This is a genomic window from Bradyrhizobium glycinis, from assembly GCF_016031655.1.
GTDB classification, from domain to species: Bacteria; Pseudomonadota; Alphaproteobacteria; order Rhizobiales; family Xanthobacteraceae; genus Bradyrhizobium; species Bradyrhizobium glycinis.
This window is the reverse complement of record NZ_JACCHQ010000012.1, coordinates 131,309-149,055: the sequence shown is the minus strand read 5'-3', so window position 1 is coordinate 149,055 and position 17,747 is coordinate 131,309. Positions and strand designations below refer to the sequence as shown.

Genomic DNA, 17,747 nt, shown 5'->3' with positions numbered 1-17,747 from the left:
CGCTTATTTCCCCGTGATGTAGCCGGGGATCGCGACCCAGCGCTCAAGGAAGCGCATCGCGGTCACGACGACGGCGTTGACGAGGAGATAGAGGATGGTCGCGGCGGTGAAGGCCTCGAACACCTGGAACGAGAATTCCTGCATCGAACGCGCCTGTCCGGTCAGCTCGAGCAGCCCGATGGTGATGGCGACCGCGGTGTTCTTGATGGTGTTGAGAAACTCGGAGGTCAGCGGCGGCAGGATGATGCGGAATGCCATCGGCAGCAGCACGTAGCGATAGCCCTGCACCGTGGTCAGACCCAGCGCGGTTGCGGCCATCCTCTGCCCGCGCGGCAGCGAACTGATGCCGGCCTGCAGTTGCACGGCAACGCGCGCCGACATGAAGAAGCCGACGCCGATCGCAGCCGTCCAGAACGGCGCGTTCGGCAATTGCTTCAGCCACAGGCCCGCGGCCTTGGGCAGGATCTCCGGCAGCACGAAGAACCACAGGAAGAGCTGCACCAGAAGCGGCATGTTGCGGAAGAATTCGACGTAAGCGAAGCCGAACCAATTGGCGCCCTTCGACGGCAGCGTGCGCATGACGCCGACGATCGAGCCTGTGATCAGCGCGATCACCCAGGCCAGCGCCGCGGTCTTGAGGGTCAGCACCAGCCCCGACAGCAGCATGTCGAGATAGGTGCCGGTCCCCATCGGGTTCGGCTGGAAAAAGATTCCCCAGTTCCAGTTGTAGTTCACGTGTCCCCCGCGCGAACGCGCCAGTCATGGATGTCCCGGCGCCTATGCAAATGTCCGGCCATTCTCCCTCCAGAATGTCCGAAATGTACCGCCTCTCCCCTCAAGCGGGGAGAGGCGAATAGCTCATCTTACTTGTAGTCGTCCGGGTTCGGCGAGTCCGTCGGCTTGGCGAACTCGTTCTTCAGCTCGGCCGAGATCGGCGTGTTGAGGTTCAGGCCCTTCGGCGGGATCTTCTGGGTGAACCATTTGTTGTAGATCTTCTCGGCCTCGCCCGAGGAGTAGAGCGCGGCGGTCGCAGCATCGACCACCTTCTTGAAGGCAGGGTCGTCCTTACGCAGCATGATGCCGTAGGGCTCGGGCTTGGAGAACGCGTCCTTGGAAATGGCATAGTCGTCCGGCGACTTCGAGCCGGCGACGAGGCTCGCCAGCAGGATGTCGTCCATGACGAAGGCGACCGCGCGGTCGGTCTCGACCATCAGGAAGGCTTCGGCGTGATCCTTGGCCGGAATGATGTTGGCGCCGAGGCCCTTGGCGACGTTGGCTTCGGTGAGCTGCTTGATGTTGGTGGTGCCGGCGGTCGAGACCACGGTCTTGCCCTTGAGGTCCTCGATCGACTTCAGGCCGCTCGATTTCTTGAAGACGTAGCGGCTCGCGGTCAGGAAGTGCGTGTTGGTGAAGGCGACCTGCTTCTGGCGCTCGGCATTGTTGGTGGTCGAGCCGCATTCGAGGTCGATGGTGCCGTTGGCCATCAGCGGGATACGGGTCGCCGAGGTCACCGGGTTGAGCTTGACCTCGAGCTTGTCGAGCTTGAGCTCCTTCTTCACGGCGTCGACGATCTTGTAGCAAATGTCCATCGCGAACCCGACGGGCTTCTGGTTGTCGTCGAGGTAGGAGAACGGGATCGAGGAGTCGCGGAAGCCGAGCGTGATCGCGCCGGTGTCCTTGATGTTCTTCAGCGTGCCGGTCAGCTCCTGGGCCCCGGCCTGGCTGACGACGAAGGTCGCGGCGAGCGCGAGCCCGATGTGACGGAAATGTTTCACTTTTCTTCCCCTTTCGGATGATGCGGCCCGGATGCAAGCACAAATCGAGCCGGATTAGAATGTAACTTTCGGCTGGATCAAGGGCTCAGGTTAACGGGCCTGTCAGTGGTTTTGGCAACTCGCCGAGATCCCAGAACAGCCCGGCCATCACCGTCAAGGCTTCTTCGGTCAATGGCAGCAGGATGTGCTCATTGGGCGCATGCTGGGAGCAGCCGGGATAGGAATGCGGCACCCAGATCGTCGGCAGGCCCAGGATCTCGGAAAACACGTCGTTGGGCAGCGAACCGCCGAAATTCGGCAGCACGGCCGGCGCCTTGCCGGTGGTCTCTTGTACCGAATCCGCCGCCCATTTGATCCATGGGCTGTCGAAATCGGTGCGCGATGCAGCAAAACTCTGCGCGGCGCGCACCTTGACCATCGGAAAACCGTGCCCGACCAGATGCGTGCGGATCGCCTCGATCAGCCCATCAACCTTCGTCCCGACCACGAACCGCAGTTGCAGCACCGCATTGGCCTGGCCCGGGATCGCATTGGCCGGCTTCTCGATATTGCCCGAGGACATCGCCAGCACTTCCAGCGTGTTCCAGGCGTAGAGCCGTTCAGCGGCCGAAAGACCCTCCTCGCCCCAGTTTTCGGCCAGCGCCGGCTCGTCCGCAGTCGGCACCACCTCGACGTCGGCGAGATAGGAGCGGATCTGGTTGGTCAGCCGCGGCGGCTTCAAGGCGTCCAGCTGGAGACGGCCGCGGCCGTCGACCAGGGTCGAGATCGCGTTGACCAGGATGGTCGCGGGGTTGGCAAGCACGCCGCCCCAATTGCCGGAATGGTGACCGCCGTCGCGCAAGTTCACGTCGAGATGGATGCGGATGCCGCCCCGGCAGCCGAGAAACAGCGTCGGCCGCTCGGCCGAGAGGCGCGGGCCGTCGGAAGCCATGAACAGGTCCGCCTTCAGCGCGTCGCGATGGAGGTCGCAGACCTTGCCGAGATCGGGCGAGCCGATCTCCTCGCCCATCTCGATGATGAACTTGGCATTGAAGCCGAGCTTGCCGCCGCGCGCCTCGCGCACCGCACGGAGTGCCGCCATGTTGATGCTGTGCTGGCCCTTGTTGTCGGCGGTGCCGCGGCCGTAGAGGCGCGCCCCTGCTACGGTGGTGCGCCAGGGATCGCGGCCGTCACGCCATTCGCCTTCCATGCCGTCGACGACGTCGCCATGGCCATAGACCAGCACGGTCGGCGCGGACGCGCTCTCGTGATGCTCGGCGAACAGGAACGGCGCCTTGCCGCTCGGGGATTCGACGATGCGGCTGGAAAAATCGAGCGCGGCGAAAGCCGGCTGCATCTCCTGTTCCAGATAGGCACGCAGCTCGGGGCCGCGCTGCGGATTCTGGCTCTCGGTCTTGTAGGCGACGCGGCGGTCGAGTTCAGCGAGGAACGCGCCGGAGTTGAAATCCTCACGGGCGCGGGCAATGGCGTCGGCTCTGGTCATACTTGCTTTTCGAGATCGTGGACAAAGGACCTTACCCGAGGCGGGTTGGCCTTCGAAAGTGGCGAGGACTTGGATAGTTCTTGTACTTCCCTTGCAGTTCTCTTGGGATTTCGCTCTTGCTTCGTTGAGATCGGCCTGCCAAGCGCAGCTGCGACGCTGACTTTGGCCTTGCCAAGCGCAAGCGATATGCAAGAAGTTCGCCAAGTTGGGGCGCACATCTATCATTCGAAGAGCGCTCAGTACAGGGTGCCGAGGGATCAGCATGGCCAAAGAGATCAGGCTCAACGCCTTTGCGATGAATTGCGTCGCACACCAGTCACCAGGCCTGTGGACCCATCCGCGCGACCGCACCGCCGAATATAACCGCCTGCCCTACTGGATCGACTTGGCCAAGACGCTGGAGCGCGGCCGCTTCGACGGGCTGTTCCTGGCTGACGTGCTCGGCGTCTATGACGTCTATGGCAATAGCCCTGACGCAGCCTTGCGCAATGCAGCGCAGACGCCGTCGAACGAGCCGCTGCTGCTGCTGTCGGCGATGGCGGCGGTGACGCAAAATCTTGGCTTCGGCGTCACCAGCAATCTGTCGTTCGAGCCGCCCTACCCGTTCGCACGGCGGATGTCGACGCTCGATCATCTCACCGAGGGGCGGATCGGCTGGAACGTCGTCACCGGCTATCTCGACAGCGCCGCGCGCGGCGCCGGCAAGGACAAGCAGACCGGGCACGACGACCGCTACGACATCGCCGACGAATATATGGAGGTCGTCTACAAGCTCTGGGAAGGCAGCTGGGAGGACGATGCCGTGCTGCGCGACCGCAAGCGCGGCATCTTCACCGACCCGGCAAGAGTTCATCGCGTCAATCATGACGGCCCGAACTTTCGCATCAACAACACGATTCATCTCAGCGAGCCATCGCCGCAGCGCACGCCGGTGCTGTACCAGGCCGGCACCTCGCCGCGCGGCCGGCAATTCGCGGCCAAGCATGCCGAGTGTGTGTTCATGTCGGGGCCGTCGGCCAAGGTGATCGCGCCGCGCGTGTCTGCGATCCGGCAGGAAGCCGCCGCGCTCGGCCGCAAGCCGGCCGAGATCCTGATGTTCTCGATGATGACGATCATCCTCGGACGGACGGAAGCCGAGGCAAAGGAAAAATACGCCGACTATCGCCGCCACATCAGCCCCGAAGGCGCGCTGGCGCTGATGTCGGGATGGACCGGCGTCGACTTCTCCGGCTACGACCTCGACCAGCAGGTGCGCCACGTCCAGAACGATGCCGGCCGCAGCGCGATGGACAACGTCACCCGCGCCGATCCTGACCGTGTCTGGACCGTGCGTGACGTCATCGAGCATGTCGGCATCGGCGGCGCCGGCCCGGTCGTGGTCGGCACGCCCGAGATGGTCGCTGACAAGATCGAAGAATGGTTCGAGGCGACGGATGTCGATGGCCTCAACGTCGCGTTCGCGATCTCGCCCGGCGATTTCGAGGACATCGCCGACATGCTGGTGCCGGAGCTGACACGACGGGGAAGGTACAAGAAAGAGTATGCGAAGGGGACACTGCGGGAGAAGCTGTTCGGCGGCGGGCGTGCGAGGCTCGACGCGCCCCATCCGGCAGCGGGGTATCGGGTGGGAAGAAAGGGGTAGGTTGCCGCCTCCTCGTCATTGCGAGCGAAGCGAAGGAATCCCTCCGCAGACACAGCCTGGATTGCTTCGTCGCTGCGCTCCTCGCAATGACGGTTGAGGCGTCCTGCCTCAAACCTTCCCATCCACCATCACCTCGATCAACTTCGTCCCCGGCCGGTTGAACGCCGACGCCAGCGTCGCCTTCAGTTCGCGGGGATCGCTGACCTTGATCGCCTCACAGCCGAGCGCCTTGGCGACGCCGGTGAAATCCACGGGCGGATCGGCGAAATCCATGCCGACGTAATTGTCATCGCCGTGGAAGGCGAGCAGCCGCTGCTTGATGATGCGATAGCCGCCGTTGTTGGCGATGACGACGTTGAGCGGCAGCTTGTGATGCGCCGCCGTCCACAGCGACTGGATCGAATACATCGCGCTGCCATCGCCGGAGAAGCACACCACGGGGCGATCCGGATTGGCAATGCTCGCCCCGACCGAGGCCGGCAGGCCCCAGCCGATGCCGCCGGAGGCGAGCCCGTGGTAGCCGTAGCGATCGCGATGCGGATGCAGGGCCGTGACCTGCCGGCTGGAGGTGAGGCCTTCGTCCACGAGAATGGCGTTGTCAGGCATGGCTTCGATCATTTGCAGCACGAGAAAGTCCGGATCGATCGGTGTGCGGCCCGCGCTGTTGCCGATCTGTTCGACCAAAGCGGCACGGCGTGCAGTCCAGTTCTTCGGCGCGAGCTCGGCGAGACGCTGCTTTGCGCGACTCGCGAGTGTCGCGCCGCCCATCTCCTTCAGCACCGGGATCAGCGCGCGCAGCGTTTCCTTCAAATCCGCCTTCAGCGCGATTTCGGCCCCGTAGTTCTTGGCGATCTCCCAATCGACGAGGCCGATCTGCACGATGCCGAGGTGCTCGGGCAGCGCGTCGACCTCGCTATAGACCGACATCCGCAAGGGATCGCCGCCGAGCGCGATCAGCAGATCGTAAGGCGCGAGCGTATCGCGGGCGGCCTTCTGCACGCGCGCGAGCGTGCCGACGAAGCTCGGGCTCTCGGACAGAAAGTGCGAGCCATACGGCGTCGAGGACTGATAGGCCGCAGCGCCGAGCAGCTCGGCCAGTCCGGCGGCCTCCTTCAGCGCATCGCTCTTGACCACCTCGTCCATGGTGACGATCACGGGACGCTCGGCCTTGAGCAGGCGTGCGGCAAAGGCCTTCAGCGCCTCGTCCGATGGTTTCGTGCGCGCATCGATGCGGGTGGAGCGGCCGAGATCGATGCCGGCTTCGCTGTTGAGGATGTCGCCCGGCAGCGAGATGAACACCGGCCCGGTCGGCGGCGTCATCGCCACCTTGGCGGCGCGGCGCACGATGCGCGGCAGGTCCTCCAGCCGCGTCACCTCGACGGCCCATTTCACCAGCGGCTCGGCCATGCGCACCAGCGGACCATAGAGCACCGGCTCCATCAGGCCGTGGCCCTGCTCCTGCTGGCCCGCGGTCAGGATCATCGGCGTGCCCGTGAACTGGGCGTTATAGAGCGAGCCCATGGCATTGCCGAGGCCGGGCGCGACATGCACGTTGCAGGCGACCAGCTTGCCGGAGGCGCGGCTGTAGCCGTCGGCGATCGCGACCACCAGGCTCTCCTGCATCGCCATGACATAGGTGAGATCGGGATGGTCCTTCAGCGCATGCATGATCGGCAGCTCGGTGGTGCCGGGATTGCCGAACAGATGCGTGATGCCCTCGTCCTTGAGCAGCGCGAGAAAAGCGGAGCGGCCTGTGATCTTGTTCTTCATGTTTCCTCCAGGAGCGGACAATTGCCGCAAGGACTGAAGGCATGATGGCCGAGATGTTGGCAGACGCGCAAGGAAGCGCGGTCATGGCTGCGTTGCGCGGGCGAGGCAAACTGCGCTCTCGCGTCCCGGACGCGGCGCAGCGCCATAGCGCGCCGAAGACGCGCGTGAACGCGCTTACGGCGGTGCGACGCAGAGCCGGGACCCAGATTCGCGCCGAGCTCGCTGATACATGGGTCCCGGCTCTGCGCAGCGTTTCACGCTGCAGCGCGTCCGGGACACGAGAGCGGAGCGAACAGAGCTACATCTCCTCCCGCCCGAGTTCGAACGGGTCCTCGGCGCCAGCGCGCTTCTTCTTTTTCGAGCGCTGCCAGACGACCCCGGGAAAGCCCTTCAGCGGCACCAAGGGCTCACCGGTATAGGCCCATTCCTGCAGCTCTTCGATGGCGATGTGATAGAGCGGCTGGCGGCCGGTGCGCTCGTTGAACAGCGCCCGCGGGATGTTGACCATGTGCGGGCCGCGCGGGCGTTCGTACATGATCGGCGTGCCGCAATGCGAGCAGAAGCTGCGCACGGTCTTCGTCGCCCTGTCCTCGTAGCGGGTCAGCGCGGTCTTGCCGGAGGTGATGCGGAAGCGCTTCTTCCAGCTTCCGACATAGGTGGCATAGGCCGCACCATGAGCGCGGCGGCTGGCGGCGGAATGATCGTGCCAAGCCCAGCGCGCAGGCACGTCGATCTCGAAGGCGACCTTGCCGCAGAGGCATTGGCCAGTAGCGATCCCTGCGGCGGCTGCGGCTTTGGCCATAGACGTCTCTCCGTTGTCATTGCGAGCCCAGCGAAGCAATCCAGAATCTTTCCGCGGAGGTAGTCTGGATTGCTTCGCTGCGCTCGCAATGACGGAAACTGTGGTGGCGGTCGCGCAACAAATCAATGTCGTCATTCCGGGGCGATGCTCCGCATCGCCTCGGAATGACGGAGCAAGCTACGCCGGCGTCAGCTCGTCATACACCGGATAATCCGTGTACCCCTTCTCCTCGCCGCCGTAGAAGGTCGCGCGGTTGTACGGCGTGATCGGGTAGCCGTGCTGCAGGCGCCGCGGCAGATCCGGATTGGAGATGAAGATGCGGCCGAAGGCGATGATGTCGGCGTGGCCTTCCGCGATCGCCGCGTTCGCGGTCTCGCCGGTGAAGCCGCCCGCCGTCATCAAGACGCCGCTGTAAAGCGGGCGGAACAGCACCATCGCCGATGGCACGTTTTCCCAATGGACATCAGCACGGCCCGCGCCGCTCGAGCGCGGCTCGATGAGATGCAGATAGGCCAGACAGAGCTGGTCGAGCGCCTTCACCACATGGGAATAGAGCGGCATCGGATCGGGCTCGCCGGAATCATTGGCGATGCCGTAGGGTGACAGCCGCACCGCGACGCGGTTCGCGCCCCAGACGTCGATCGCGGCGTGTGTGACCTCGAGCAAAAGGCGCGCGCGGTTCTCGATTCCGCCGCCATATTGATCGGTGCGCTGGTTGCTGCGCGATTGCAGGAACTGCTCGAGTAGGTAACCGTTGGCGCCGTGGATCTCGACACCGTCGAAACCGGCGGCGAGCGCATTCTTGGCACCCTGCCGGAACGCCTCGACGATGCCCTTGACCTCATCGGTCTCCAGCGCGCGTGGCGTCTCGTAATCGGCGATCTTGCCGTCGGCCGTCATCGCCTTCATGCCTTCGGCCTTGATCGGAATTGCCGAGGCCGAAACCGGCAGCGCACCGCCGTGGAAGGAGGAATGCGAGACGCGGCCGACATGCCAGAGCTGGAGGAAGATGATGCCACCCTTGGCGTGCACCGCGTCGACCACCTTGCGCCAGCCCGCTACTTGCGCCTCCGAATAGATGCCGGGTGTCGCCGGATTGCCGCGGCCGTGCGAGAGCACCGGCGAGGCTTCGGCGATGATCAGGCCGCCCTTCGTCGCGCGCTGGCCGTAATATTCGGCGTTGAGCGGCCGCGGCGCGAAAGTGTCGCGCTCGGCACGCATGCGCGTCAACGGCGCCATCGCAACGCGATGCGCAAGCTGGTAGGGACCGACCTGCAACGGTCGAAACAACGCCTCGAATTTCATGCTGGCCTCAATTGGAGCTTGGTAAGATGACGATCATATAGCGGGGGGCGACACCCGGAAAAGGTGCCGCCCCCTCGAAGAAAATTCCTCCTCGCGAAACGCAGGAGGGACACTAGGCCGTCTTGATCCAGACGGCCTTCACGTTGAGATATTCCTCGACGTGCTGCTTGCCGGATTCGCGGCCGTAGCCGCTCATCTTGTAGCCGCCGAACGGCACCGCCGGATCCATCGCCTGGTAGCAGTTGACCCACACCGAGCCGGCACGCAAGCGTTTCGCCACCGCATGGGCCTTGCTGACATCGCGCGTCCACAAGCCGGAGCCGAGGCCGAACGTGGTGTTGTTGGCGCGCTTGACGAGTTCGTCCATGTCCTTGAACGCGATCGCGGAGATGACGGGGCCAAAAATCTCCTCCTGCGCGATGCGCATGTTGTCCTCGACGCCCGCGAACACCGTTGGCGAGACGAAGAAGCCCTTCGACAATGCGCCTTCGGTCACGCGTCCGCCGCCGGCGAGCGCCCTGGCGCCTTCCTTCTGGCCGATGTCGAGATAGCCGGTGACACGTTCGAGCTGCTGCTCGGACACCAGTGGGCCGATCTGCACGTTGGGATCGAGGCCGTTGCCGACCTGCAGCTTCTTGCCGAACTCGGCGACGCGGCCGACGAACTCGTCGTAGATCGACTGCTCGACGAACAGGCGCGTGCCGGCGCTGCAGATCTGCCCCGAATTGGCGAACACCGCCATCGCGGCACCCGGCACGGCGGCGTCGAGATCGGCATCGGCGAATACGATGTCCGGCGACTTGCCGCCGAGCTCGAGCGAGACGCGCTTGAGGTTGCCGGCCGAGGCACGGATGATCGACTGGCCCGTGACGTGCGAGCCGGTGAAGGCGACCTTGTCGACGTCGTGATGCGAGGCGAGCGCCGCGCCCGCGGTCTCGCCATAGCCGGGAACGACGTTGATGACGCCGGGCGGCACGCCCGCTTCCATCGCAAGCTCAGCGATGCGCAGCGAGGTCAACGGCGCTTCTTCGGCCGGCTTGAGCACCACGGTGCAGCCGGTCGCGATCGCGGGGCCGATCTTCCAGATCGTCGCGGTCAGCGGACCGTTCCAGGGAATGATGGCGCCGACGACGCCGACCGGCTCCTTCAGCGTGTAGGAGAAGATCTCGCCGGGCAACGAGTTCTCGATGGTCTCGCCGTGGATCGCGGTGGTCTGGCCGGCATAATAGCGCAGCATGCCGATGGCGCGGAGACGATAGGCACGGGTGCGGCTCAGCGGCGCGCCCATGTCGAGCGTGTCGAGCTGCGACAATTCGTCAAAGTTCTTCTCGACGAGATCGGCGAGCTTCAAGAGCAGGTTCTGCCGCTCGAACGGCTTGACCTTGCTCCACGGACCTTCGAAGGCGCGGCGCGCGGCCGCAACCGCACGATCGATGTCTTCCTTGTCGCCCTCGGCGACGGTTGCGAGCAGCTCGCCGGTAGCGGGATTGCGGGTCTCGAAGCGCTTGCCCGAGGCTGCATCGACCCACTTGCCGTCGATCAGCATCTGCTTGTAGGACCCGTTTGCAAACGGATGGCGCGTGATCGGAATAGCCTGCGACACAGCCATGGCTGCACTCCCTGTCAGGTGATTGATTGGTTCGATCTGGGCGGGATCGTTCGGCCGAGGATACAACCGTGCCTGATCAGCGTAAAGGCAGCGCGGAACGAAGACCTCCCATGCCGACTTGTGCAGGGTCGCACTGCTGCCATGCTATAGCTCGGCCGAAGGCTTTCCACGGAGAAGATCCATGTCACACCCCGCCATCGTCAAAGACAATGTTGCCGTGATCACGGGTGGCGCTGCCGGCATCGGATTTGCCGCGGCCGCCGCCTTTGCGCGTGCTGGAATGAAGGTGTGTATCGCGGATATCGATGAGGCACGCTTGACAGACGCCGCAACAAAACTGTCATCGGTCACATCTGCCGCGAACGTGATGACCTCGGCCGTCGATGTCAGCAAGATCGAAAGCGTGACGGAACTCGAGCGCGCAGTCCGCGAGCGGTTCGGCGGCACCGACGTCCTCATGAACAATGCCGGCATCCAGCCGGGCAGCACCTTGTTCGACGCGCCGGACAATTGGCAGCGCATCATCGCCGTCAACATGTGGGGCATCATCAACGGCTCGCGTGTCTTCGCACCTGACATGATCGCGCGTGGCAGGCGCGGCCTCATCATCAACACCGGTTCCAAGCAGGGCATCACCACGCCGCCGGGCGATCCCGCCTACAATGTCTCGAAGGCCGGCGTGAAAGCGTTCACCGAGGCGCTCCAGCACGAGTTGCGCAACACCAAGGACTGTCGCGTCACGGCGCACCTGCTGATCCCGGGCTTCGTCTTCACCGGCCTGACCGCAAAGGGACGCACCGAGAAGCCGGCCGGCGCCTGGACGCCGGAGCAGACGGTCGATTTCATGCTGGCGCGGCTGCAGGCCGGCGATTTCTACATTCTCTGCCCGGACAATGACGTGCCGCGCGTGCTCGACGAGAAGCGCATGCTCTGGGCGGCCGGCGATATCGTGGAGAACCGCCCGCCATTGTCGCGCTGGCATCCGGATTATGCCGATGCGTTCGCGAAGTTTGTGACGCAAGACTAGGCCTGCACCGCTCAGTCGCTCGCCCCGGGTCTCGCGGAGGGGGGTGGGGTCCCGCTCACCTGGCTATGCCCAGCTTGACTCCCCCAAAATTCGTTATACAACATAACTATTCTGACAAGGACGCAAATGACACAAGGAAACGCCGAGACCGCGAACGCGAGCGCCTCCGGGCTGTTGAGGATCGAGCGGGCGGACCGGGTTCTGACCGTGGGTCTGAACCGGCCGGCCAAGCGCAATGCGCTCAATGACGGCATCATCCTGGAAATCGGCGAGTGTTTTGCGAACCTGCCCGACGACATCGGCGCGGTCGTCATCCATGGCATCGGCGACCATTTCTCCAGTGGTCTCGACCTCTCCGAGTTGACCGAGCACGACGCCACCGGCGGGCTGCTGCACTCCCAGATGTGGCACCGGGTGTTCGACCGCATCCAATACAGCCGCGTGCCCGTGATCGCAGCGCTCCGGGGCGCCGTGATCGGCGGCGGGCTGGAGCTGGCCTGCGCGGCCCATATCCGCGTCGCCGAGCCTTCGACTTATTTCGCGCTGCCGGAGGGGCAGCGCGGCATTTTCGTCGGCGGCGGCGGCTCGGTGCGGCTGCCACGGCTGATCGGCGTTGCCCGGATGATGGACATGATGCTGACGGGACGCGTCTACAGCGCGACCGAAGGCGCGTCCTACGGCTTCGCGCAATATCTGACGGAGGCCGGCAACGGGCTCGGCAAGGCGCTGGAGCTTGCGACCAAAGTGGCGTCCAACGCCCCGCTGACGAATTTCGCAGTGCTCCAGGCGCTGCCGATGATCGCAGAAGCCAACCCGCAGACCGGCCTGTTGATGGAGTCGCTGATGGCCACCGTCGCGCAGAGCGACAAGGAGGCCAAGCGGCGGATCCGCGAATTCCTCGAGCACAAGACCGCGAAGGTGAAGCCCAAGCCATGAGCGCTAAAGCCACGAGCGTAAAGTCATGAGCGCGCAGCCGTCCTCGTCCGGCATGGAGCGCGGCGCGAGCAATGTCCCGCTGCGGCCCATCTCGTTCGGCGATCCCGTCGTCAACATCGAGCGGCGCGACGACGGCACGATTTACCTGCGGCCAAAGCAGCCGCTCGGCGACTATCCCGTCCGCATCACCGACCGCCTGCATCATTGGGCAACGACGACGCCGGACCGCGTCTTCATGGCCGAGCGCGAAGGCGGTCGCGGCTGGCGCAAGATCACCTATGCCGAGCTGCTCACCGCGAGCCGTCATATCGCATCCGCGTTGATCCAGCGCGGCCTATCGGCGGAGCGGCCGGTCGTCATCCTCTCCGGCAATTCGATCGACCACGCGCTCCTGGCATTCGGCGCCTTCTATGCCGGCGTTCCGTTCTGCCCGGTGTCGCCGGCCTATTCGCTGGTGTCGAAGGATTACGGCAAGCTGTCCTATCTGATGAAGCTGCTGACGCCGGGCCTCGTCTTCGCCGACGACGCCGACAAATTCGCCGATGCGCTCGCCGCCAACGTCTCGCTCGGCACCGAGATCGCCGCGTCCTATGGGCACGTGCCGGGCCGCGACGTCACCCTGCTCGCCGACCTCATGGCGACGCCGATCCGTGGCGATCTCGACGACGTCCACGGCAGGATTGGGCCCGACACGATCGCAAAATTCCTGCTGACCTCGGGCTCGACCGGCAATCCCAAGGCGGTCATCAACACCCAGCGCATGATCTGCGCCAACCAGGTGATGCTGCGCGAGACGCTCGCCTTCCTGAAGGACGAGCCGCCGGTCATCATCGATTGGCTGCCGTGGAATCACACCTTCGGCGGCAATCACAATATCGGCCTGACGCTCTACAACGGCGGCTCGATGTATCTGGACGCCGGCAAGCCGGTGCCTGGCGGCATCGAGGAGACCGTGCGCAACTTGCGGGAAATTTCGCCGACGGTCTATTTCAACGTGCCCAAGGGCTACGAATCGCTGCTGCCCTATTTGCGCGACGACCAGGGCTTGCGCGCCAAGTTCTTCGACCGGCTGCATGCGATGTTCTTCTCCGGCGCGGCGCTGTCGCCGTTCGTCTGGAACAGCCTCGACGAGCTCGCGGCGAAGGAGAAGGGCTATCGCGTGCCGATGCTCACCGGTCTCGGCGCGACCGAGACTGCGCCGTTCTTCATGTCGGTCAATCCGCGCACCAGCCGCTCCGGCCATGTCGGCCTGCCCGTCTCCGGCAACGACGCCAAGCTGGTGCCGAACAACGGCAAGCTGGAAGTGCGCGCCAAGGGGCCGAACGTGATGCCCGGCTACTGGCGCCAACCCGACATCACCGCAAAATCCTTCGACGAGGAAGGATTTTACAAGATGGGCGACGCGCTCAAGCCCGCCGATCCCGATGATCTCAACGCTGGCTTCGATTTTGACGGCCGCGTCAGCGAGGACTTCAAGCTCGCGAGCGGCACCTGGGTCAGCGTCGGCCCCCTGCGTGCGCGCTTCGTCGCAGCCTGCGCGCCCCTGGTGCGCGACGTCGTCATCGCCGGTATCAACCGCGACGAGATCTCCGCGCTGGTCGTGCTCGACCTCGACGGCTGCCGGCTGATCAACCCGACACTGCCGCCGGACGATCTCGTCGTCGCGACGCGCGACCGGCTCGTCCGCGAGGCTTTTCGCGAGCGCCTGACCCGTTTCCTCGGCCAGGCCACTGGCTCCTCGACACGGATTACACGCGCGATCCTGATGGACACGCCACTCTCCATCGACAAGGGCGAAGTCACCGACAAGGGCTCGATCAACCAGCGCGCGGTGCTGGAGCATCGCGGCGAGCTGATCGAGGAGCTCTACGCTGCCAATCCGTCGAACCGTGTGATATCGGTCGGCTAGAAAATTATCGCCAAAGGAGAACGCCATGTTGTTGAAGGATCAGGCAGCCATCGTCACCGGCGGCGCGTCGGGACTGGGCGCGGCGACCGCGAGAAAGCTGGCGGCGCAGGGCGCCAAGGTCGCGGTGTGCGACCTCAACACCAAGCTTGCGGAATCCGTTGCCGCCGAGATCAAGGGCGTGGCCGTCACCTGTGACGTCTCCGATGCCGCCTCCGCTGAAGCCGCGATCGCGCAGGCGACCAAGGCCCATGGCCCGGCGCGCGTGCTGGTCAATTGCGCCGGCATCGGCGTTGCCAAGCGCGTGGTCGGCCGCGACGGCCCGATGGCGCTTTCCGATTTCGACAAGGTGATCAAGGTCAACCTGATTGGCACCTTCAACATGCTGCGCCTCGCCGCCACCGAAATGTCCAAGCTGGAGCCGCAGGCGACCGGCGAGCGCGGCGTCATCATCAACACCGCCTCCGTTGCCGCCTATGACGGCCAGATCGGCCAGTCCGCCTATTCGGCCTCCAAGGGCGGCATCGTCGGCATGACGCTGCCGATCGCGCGCGAACTCGCCCAGTTCGGCATCCGCGTGCTGACGATTGCCCCCGGCCTATTCCTGACGCCGCTGCTGGCGAACCTGCCGCAGGAGGCCCAGGACTCGCTCGCCGCCGCCATCCCCTTCCCGCGCCGGCTCGGCCAGGCCGACGAGTTCGCCGCGCTCGCGCTGCACATGGTCGAGAATGCCTACCTGAACGGCGAGGTGGTGCGCCTCGACGGCTCGCTGCGCATGGCGCCCAAGTAAATTCGCAGAGCAAGGCCAGCCAGATGTTCGTGAACCGGCGCGAGGTCCAGATCCAGTGGGGCGATTGCGACCCCGCGAACATCGTCTACTACCCGCGCTATTTCGCGATGTTCGACGATTCGACCTCGACCCTGTTCGAGGTCGCCGGCTTCTCCAAGCAGGACCTGGTCCGCAAATACGGCCTCGTGGGCATCCCCATGGTCGACACGCGGGCCAAGTTCTACATCCCCTCCACCTATGGCGACTGGATCACCATCGAGACCAGAATCGAGAGCATCAAGCGCTCGAGCTTCGAGGTGAAGCACAACGTCTACAAGGGCGAGGCGCTCGCGATCGAGGGTTTCGAGACCCGCGTCCTGGTCGGCCACGATCCTGATAATCCTGACAAGCTGAAATCCGCACCATTCCCGGCGGAAATGGTCACCAAGTTCACGGGGAGTTAAGTCCGGAGCTAAATCGCCGCATCACCAAAAGACGGGGCTGAATTACCCACCGATTTCTGCTTTCAAATAAACACGTCAAGGGAGGAATAGATGAAACGCTTTTATTTGACCGCTGCCATCACTGCGGCCGCGTTGGCTCTGCCGGCGCTGCCCGCGCTGGCCCAGACCAGCGAAGTCACCATCGGCATCACCACCACCACGACCGGCCCGGGCGCGGCACTCGGCATTCCCGAGCGCAACGCGCTGGAATTCGTGCCGAAGGAAATCGCCGGCGTGCCGCTGAAGGTGATCGTGCTCGACGACGGCGGCGATCCCACCACCGCCACCACCAACGCCCGCCGCTTCGTCACCGAATCCAAGGCCGACATCATAATGGGCTCGGCGCTGACGCCGCCGACCATTGCGGTCTCCAACGTCGCCAATGAAGCCGGTATCCCGCACTTCGGCCTGGCGCCCTTCCCGATCACGCCCGAGCGCATGAAGTGGTCGGTGGCGATGCCGCAGCCGATTCCGATCGTCGGCAAAGTGCTGTACGACCACATGAAGGCCAAGGGCGTGAAGACGCTCGGTTACATCGGCTATTCCGATTCCTACGGCGACCTCTGGTTCAACGACCTGAAGGCGCAGGCCGTGCCGATGGGGATGACGATCGTCGACGAGGAGCGCTTCGCCCGTCCCGACACTTCGGTGACCGGCCAGGTGCTGAAGCTCGTCGCCGCCAATCCCGACGCCATCCTGGTCGGCGCCTCCGGCACCGCGGCCGCGCTGCCGCAGACCGAGCTGCGCGAACGCGGCTACAAGGGGCTGATCTACCAGACCCACGGCGCGGCCAGCATGGACTTCATCCGGATCGCCGGCAAAGCGGCCGAAGGCGTGCTGATGGCCTCCGGTCCCGTCATGGATCCCGAGGATCAGCCGGATGAAGCCGCCACCAAGAAGCCGGGTCTCGCGCTCAACTCGGCGTATGAAGCCAAGTACGGCCCGAACAGCCGCAGTCAGTTCGCCGGCCACTCCTACGATGCCTTCGAGATCCTCAAGCGCATCATTCCTGTGGCATTGAAGACGGCCAAGCCCGGCACGCCGGAATTCCGCGAAGCGATCCGTCAGGCCTTGCTGACGGAGAAGGAGCTCGCGGCGAGCCAGGGCGTCTACAACTTCACCGAAAAGGACCGCTACGGCCTCGACGAGCGCTCGCGCATCCTGCTCACGGTGAAGGACGGCAAGTACTCGCTGGTGAAATAGGCTTCGCGAAGATTCAAGACGACGAGAGCCGGCCCAATGGGCCGGCTCTTTTGTTTGGCGCTTGAAAATAGGCAGAGATCCCGGCGGCGGTGCGCTCCCTGTCCCGCTTGCGGGAGAGGGTTGGGGAGAGGGTGTCTCCGCGCAGGGATTATTCGATGTTTGCCGAGGAAGCCCCCTAGCCGAGAGAACCCTCACCCGGCGCTTCGCGCCGACCTCTCCCGCAAGCGGGAGAGGTGCACGCACCGAGCCCGTGGAAGCAATATTCGCCTCAAGCCGCCTGCCGCAGCGGGGTCCAGGCGAACTCCGGATAATAGTCGTCCATCATGCGGTCGACATAGGCGGTGAGGTTCGGAAATCCCTCTGCGCGCTCGCGCAAGGCGGATTCGAAGAACGGCGAGAGAACGCCGGCGAGCATGCCGAACGCAGTGGCATCGACGCCGCAGGGCCTGCTGCCCATCAGATACGCCTTGTCGCCGAGCTGCACCGACAGCGCGAACAGCGAACGCGCGGCAAGATCGACGTCGTCATCCGGCGCATGGCGGCCGAGCCCGGAGAGCAGATAGTTCTCGGCGACGCGGAATTGCGCATCCTCGCGCAGCTTCTCGCGATTGTGCTCCGGCGCGCCGTCGAAGAAATGCGCGGGCCCCTTGGCGAAATTGACCGGATCGACCCAGCGCGCGCCGACCAGCGCCCAATAGACGTGGTGCTCGATCATGCGCTCGAACGCCCAGGCCTGCGCACGCTCAGGCAAGGAGAGGCCGGCATCGAAATCGAAGCCGTAGCGGCGCTCGATATGGGCCCGGATGAAGGTGGAATCGGCCACTGCCTCGCCGCCATCGTCGATGAAGGGCAGCTGCCCCTTGGGAGAAGCCGGCGGCATCGCCCGCTCTTTCCGGTAAGGCAGTCCCGCCATCTTGAGCTGCACCTCGGTCTTGGTGACGAAGGGGCTGATTTCCGGCAGGCCGAAGCCGGCGCCAAAGCCGTAAAGCGTGATCATGCAAGCTCTCCTGAACCTGT

General features: G+C 64.6%; 15 protein-coding genes. 7 read left to right on the top strand and 8 right to left on the bottom strand.

Features of this window, described 5'->3' with window-relative positions:
• Positions 1–3: 3 nt before the first annotated feature.
• The 3 genes from HZZ16_RS19065 to HZZ16_RS19055 form a co-directional block, all read right to left on the bottom strand.
• On the bottom strand, positions 4–735 hold the full coding sequence (locus HZZ16_RS19065) for an amino acid ABC transporter permease (RefSeq protein ID WP_197950517.1): 732 nt from the start codon (positions 733–735) through the stop codon (positions 4–6).
• A gap of 128 nt (positions 736–863) precedes the next feature.
• Positions 864–1,775, bottom strand: a complete 912-nt coding sequence (locus HZZ16_RS19060; RefSeq protein ID WP_197950515.1) for an amino acid ABC transporter substrate-binding protein — start codon at positions 1,773–1,775, stop codon at positions 864–866.
• Between the two features lie 85 nt (positions 1,776–1,860).
• Positions 1,861–3,258 carry a M20 family metallopeptidase gene (locus HZZ16_RS19055; protein WP_197950513.1) on the bottom strand — a complete coding sequence of 466 codons (1,398 nt, stop codon included), beginning with the start codon at positions 3,256–3,258 and terminating at the stop codon, positions 1,861–1,863.
• 262 nt (positions 3,259–3,520) lie between these two features.
• Here HZZ16_RS19055 and HZZ16_RS19050 point away from each other — a divergent pair, with 262 nt between their 5' ends.
• Positions 3,521–4,900, top strand: a complete 1,380-nt coding sequence (locus HZZ16_RS19050; protein WP_197950511.1) for an LLM class flavin-dependent oxidoreductase — start codon at positions 3,521–3,523, stop codon at positions 4,898–4,900.
• A gap of 108 nt (positions 4,901–5,008) precedes the next feature.
• On the opposite strand, the gene HZZ16_RS19045 is transcribed toward HZZ16_RS19050, so the two are convergent.
• The 4 genes from HZZ16_RS19045 to HZZ16_RS19030 all read right to left on the bottom strand — a co-directional run bounded on the left by HZZ16_RS19045 (position 5,009) and on the right by HZZ16_RS19030 (position 10,386).
• On the bottom strand, positions 5,009–6,670 hold the full coding sequence (locus HZZ16_RS19045; protein ID WP_197950510.1) for a thiamine pyrophosphate-binding protein: 1,662 nt from the start codon (positions 6,668–6,670) through the stop codon (positions 5,009–5,011).
• A 298-nt stretch (positions 6,671–6,968) separates the two neighbouring features.
• Positions 6,969–7,472, bottom strand: a complete 504-nt coding sequence (locus tag HZZ16_RS19040) for a GFA family protein (RefSeq protein ID WP_197950506.1) — start codon at positions 7,470–7,472, stop codon at positions 6,969–6,971.
• A 177-nt stretch (positions 7,473–7,649) separates the two neighbouring features.
• The gene (locus HZZ16_RS19035; RefSeq protein WP_197950504.1) at positions 7,650–8,777 is read right to left on the bottom strand and encodes an alkene reductase; all 1,128 of its coding nucleotides are present in this window, start codon (positions 8,775–8,777) and stop codon (positions 7,650–7,652) included.
• A gap of 112 nt (positions 8,778–8,889) precedes the next feature.
• Positions 8,890–10,386, bottom strand: a complete 1,497-nt coding sequence (locus HZZ16_RS19030; protein WP_197950502.1) for an aldehyde dehydrogenase family protein — start codon at positions 10,384–10,386, stop codon at positions 8,890–8,892.
• Positions 10,387–10,567: 181 nt separating this feature from the next.
• Here HZZ16_RS19030 and HZZ16_RS19025 point away from each other — a divergent pair, with 181 nt between their 5' ends.
• The 6 genes from HZZ16_RS19025 to HZZ16_RS19000 all read left to right on the top strand — a co-directional run bounded on the left by HZZ16_RS19025 (position 10,568) and on the right by HZZ16_RS19000 (position 16,730).
• Positions 10,568–11,413 carry an SDR family NAD(P)-dependent oxidoreductase gene (locus HZZ16_RS19025; protein WP_197950500.1) on the top strand — a complete coding sequence of 282 codons (846 nt, stop codon included), beginning with the start codon at positions 10,568–10,570 and terminating at the stop codon, positions 11,411–11,413.
• 126 nt (positions 11,414–11,539) lie between these two features.
• Positions 11,540–12,349 (top strand): crotonase/enoyl-CoA hydratase family protein, encoded by an 810-nt coding sequence (locus tag HZZ16_RS19020; RefSeq protein WP_197950498.1) that lies wholly within the window; start codon positions 11,540–11,542, stop codon positions 12,347–12,349.
• A gap of 25 nt (positions 12,350–12,374) precedes the next feature.
• Positions 12,375–14,258 (top strand): feruloyl-CoA synthase, encoded by a 1,884-nt coding sequence (locus HZZ16_RS19015; protein ID WP_197950496.1) that lies wholly within the window; start codon positions 12,375–12,377, stop codon positions 14,256–14,258.
• 25 nt (positions 14,259–14,283) lie between these two features.
• Positions 14,284–15,045, top strand: coding sequence for an SDR family NAD(P)-dependent oxidoreductase (locus HZZ16_RS19010; RefSeq protein WP_197950494.1), 762 nt, complete (start codon positions 14,284–14,286; stop codon positions 15,043–15,045).
• Between the two features lie 23 nt (positions 15,046–15,068).
• Complete coding sequence (locus HZZ16_RS19005; protein WP_197950492.1) at positions 15,069–15,488, top strand: acyl-CoA thioesterase; 420 nt, start codon at positions 15,069–15,071, stop codon at positions 15,486–15,488.
• A 90-nt stretch (positions 15,489–15,578) separates the two neighbouring features.
• Positions 15,579–16,730 carry an ABC transporter substrate-binding protein gene (locus HZZ16_RS19000; protein ID WP_197950490.1) on the top strand — a complete coding sequence of 384 codons (1,152 nt, stop codon included), beginning with the start codon at positions 15,579–15,581 and terminating at the stop codon, positions 16,728–16,730.
• A 268-nt stretch (positions 16,731–16,998) separates the two neighbouring features.
• On the opposite strand, the gene HZZ16_RS18995 is transcribed toward HZZ16_RS19000, so the two are convergent.
• Entirely contained in the window at positions 16,999–17,727 is a 729-nt protein-coding gene (locus HZZ16_RS18995) for a glutathione S-transferase family protein (protein ID WP_197950488.1), read from the bottom strand.
• Between the last annotated feature and the right edge of the window lie 20 nt (positions 17,728–17,747).

What these genes read in the sequence shown, in the direction of transcription:
- HZZ16_RS19030 (WP_197950502.1), bottom strand. Translation starts at nt 10,386, where the DNA reads ATGGCTGTGTCGCAGGCTATTCCGATCACGCGCCATCCGTTTGCAAAC.
- HZZ16_RS18995 (WP_197950488.1), bottom strand. Translation starts at nt 17,727, where the DNA reads ATGATCACGCTTTACGGCTTTGGCGCCGGCTTCGGCCTGCCGGAAATC.
- HZZ16_RS19000 (WP_197950490.1), top strand. Translation starts at nt 15,579, where the DNA reads ATGAAACGCTTTTATTTGACCGCTGCCATCACTGCGGCCGCGTTGGCT.
- HZZ16_RS19005 (WP_197950492.1), top strand. Translation starts at nt 15,069, where the DNA reads ATGTTCGTGAACCGGCGCGAGGTCCAGATCCAGTGGGGCGATTGCGAC.
- HZZ16_RS19040 (WP_197950506.1), bottom strand. Translation starts at nt 7,472, where the DNA reads ATGGCCAAAGCCGCAGCCGCCGCAGGGATCGCTACTGGCCAATGCCTC.
- HZZ16_RS19055 (WP_197950513.1), bottom strand. Translation starts at nt 3,258, where the DNA reads ATGACCAGAGCCGACGCCATTGCCCGCGCCCGTGAGGATTTCAACTCC.
- HZZ16_RS19045 (WP_197950510.1), bottom strand. Translation starts at nt 6,670, where the DNA reads ATGAAGAACAAGATCACAGGCCGCTCCGCTTTTCTCGCGCTGCTCAAG.
- HZZ16_RS19035 (WP_197950504.1), bottom strand. Translation starts at nt 8,777, where the DNA reads ATGAAATTCGAGGCGTTGTTTCGACCGTTGCAGGTCGGTCCCTACCAG.
- HZZ16_RS19025 (WP_197950500.1), top strand. Translation starts at nt 10,568, where the DNA reads ATGTCACACCCCGCCATCGTCAAAGACAATGTTGCCGTGATCACGGGT.
- HZZ16_RS19015 (WP_197950496.1), top strand. Translation starts at nt 12,375, where the DNA reads ATGAGCGCGCAGCCGTCCTCGTCCGGCATGGAGCGCGGCGCGAGCAAT.
- HZZ16_RS19050 (WP_197950511.1), top strand. Translation starts at nt 3,521, where the DNA reads ATGGCCAAAGAGATCAGGCTCAACGCCTTTGCGATGAATTGCGTCGCA.
- HZZ16_RS19010 (WP_197950494.1), top strand. Translation starts at nt 14,284, where the DNA reads ATGTTGTTGAAGGATCAGGCAGCCATCGTCACCGGCGGCGCGTCGGGA.
- HZZ16_RS19020 (WP_197950498.1), top strand. Translation starts at nt 11,540, where the DNA reads ATGACACAAGGAAACGCCGAGACCGCGAACGCGAGCGCCTCCGGGCTG.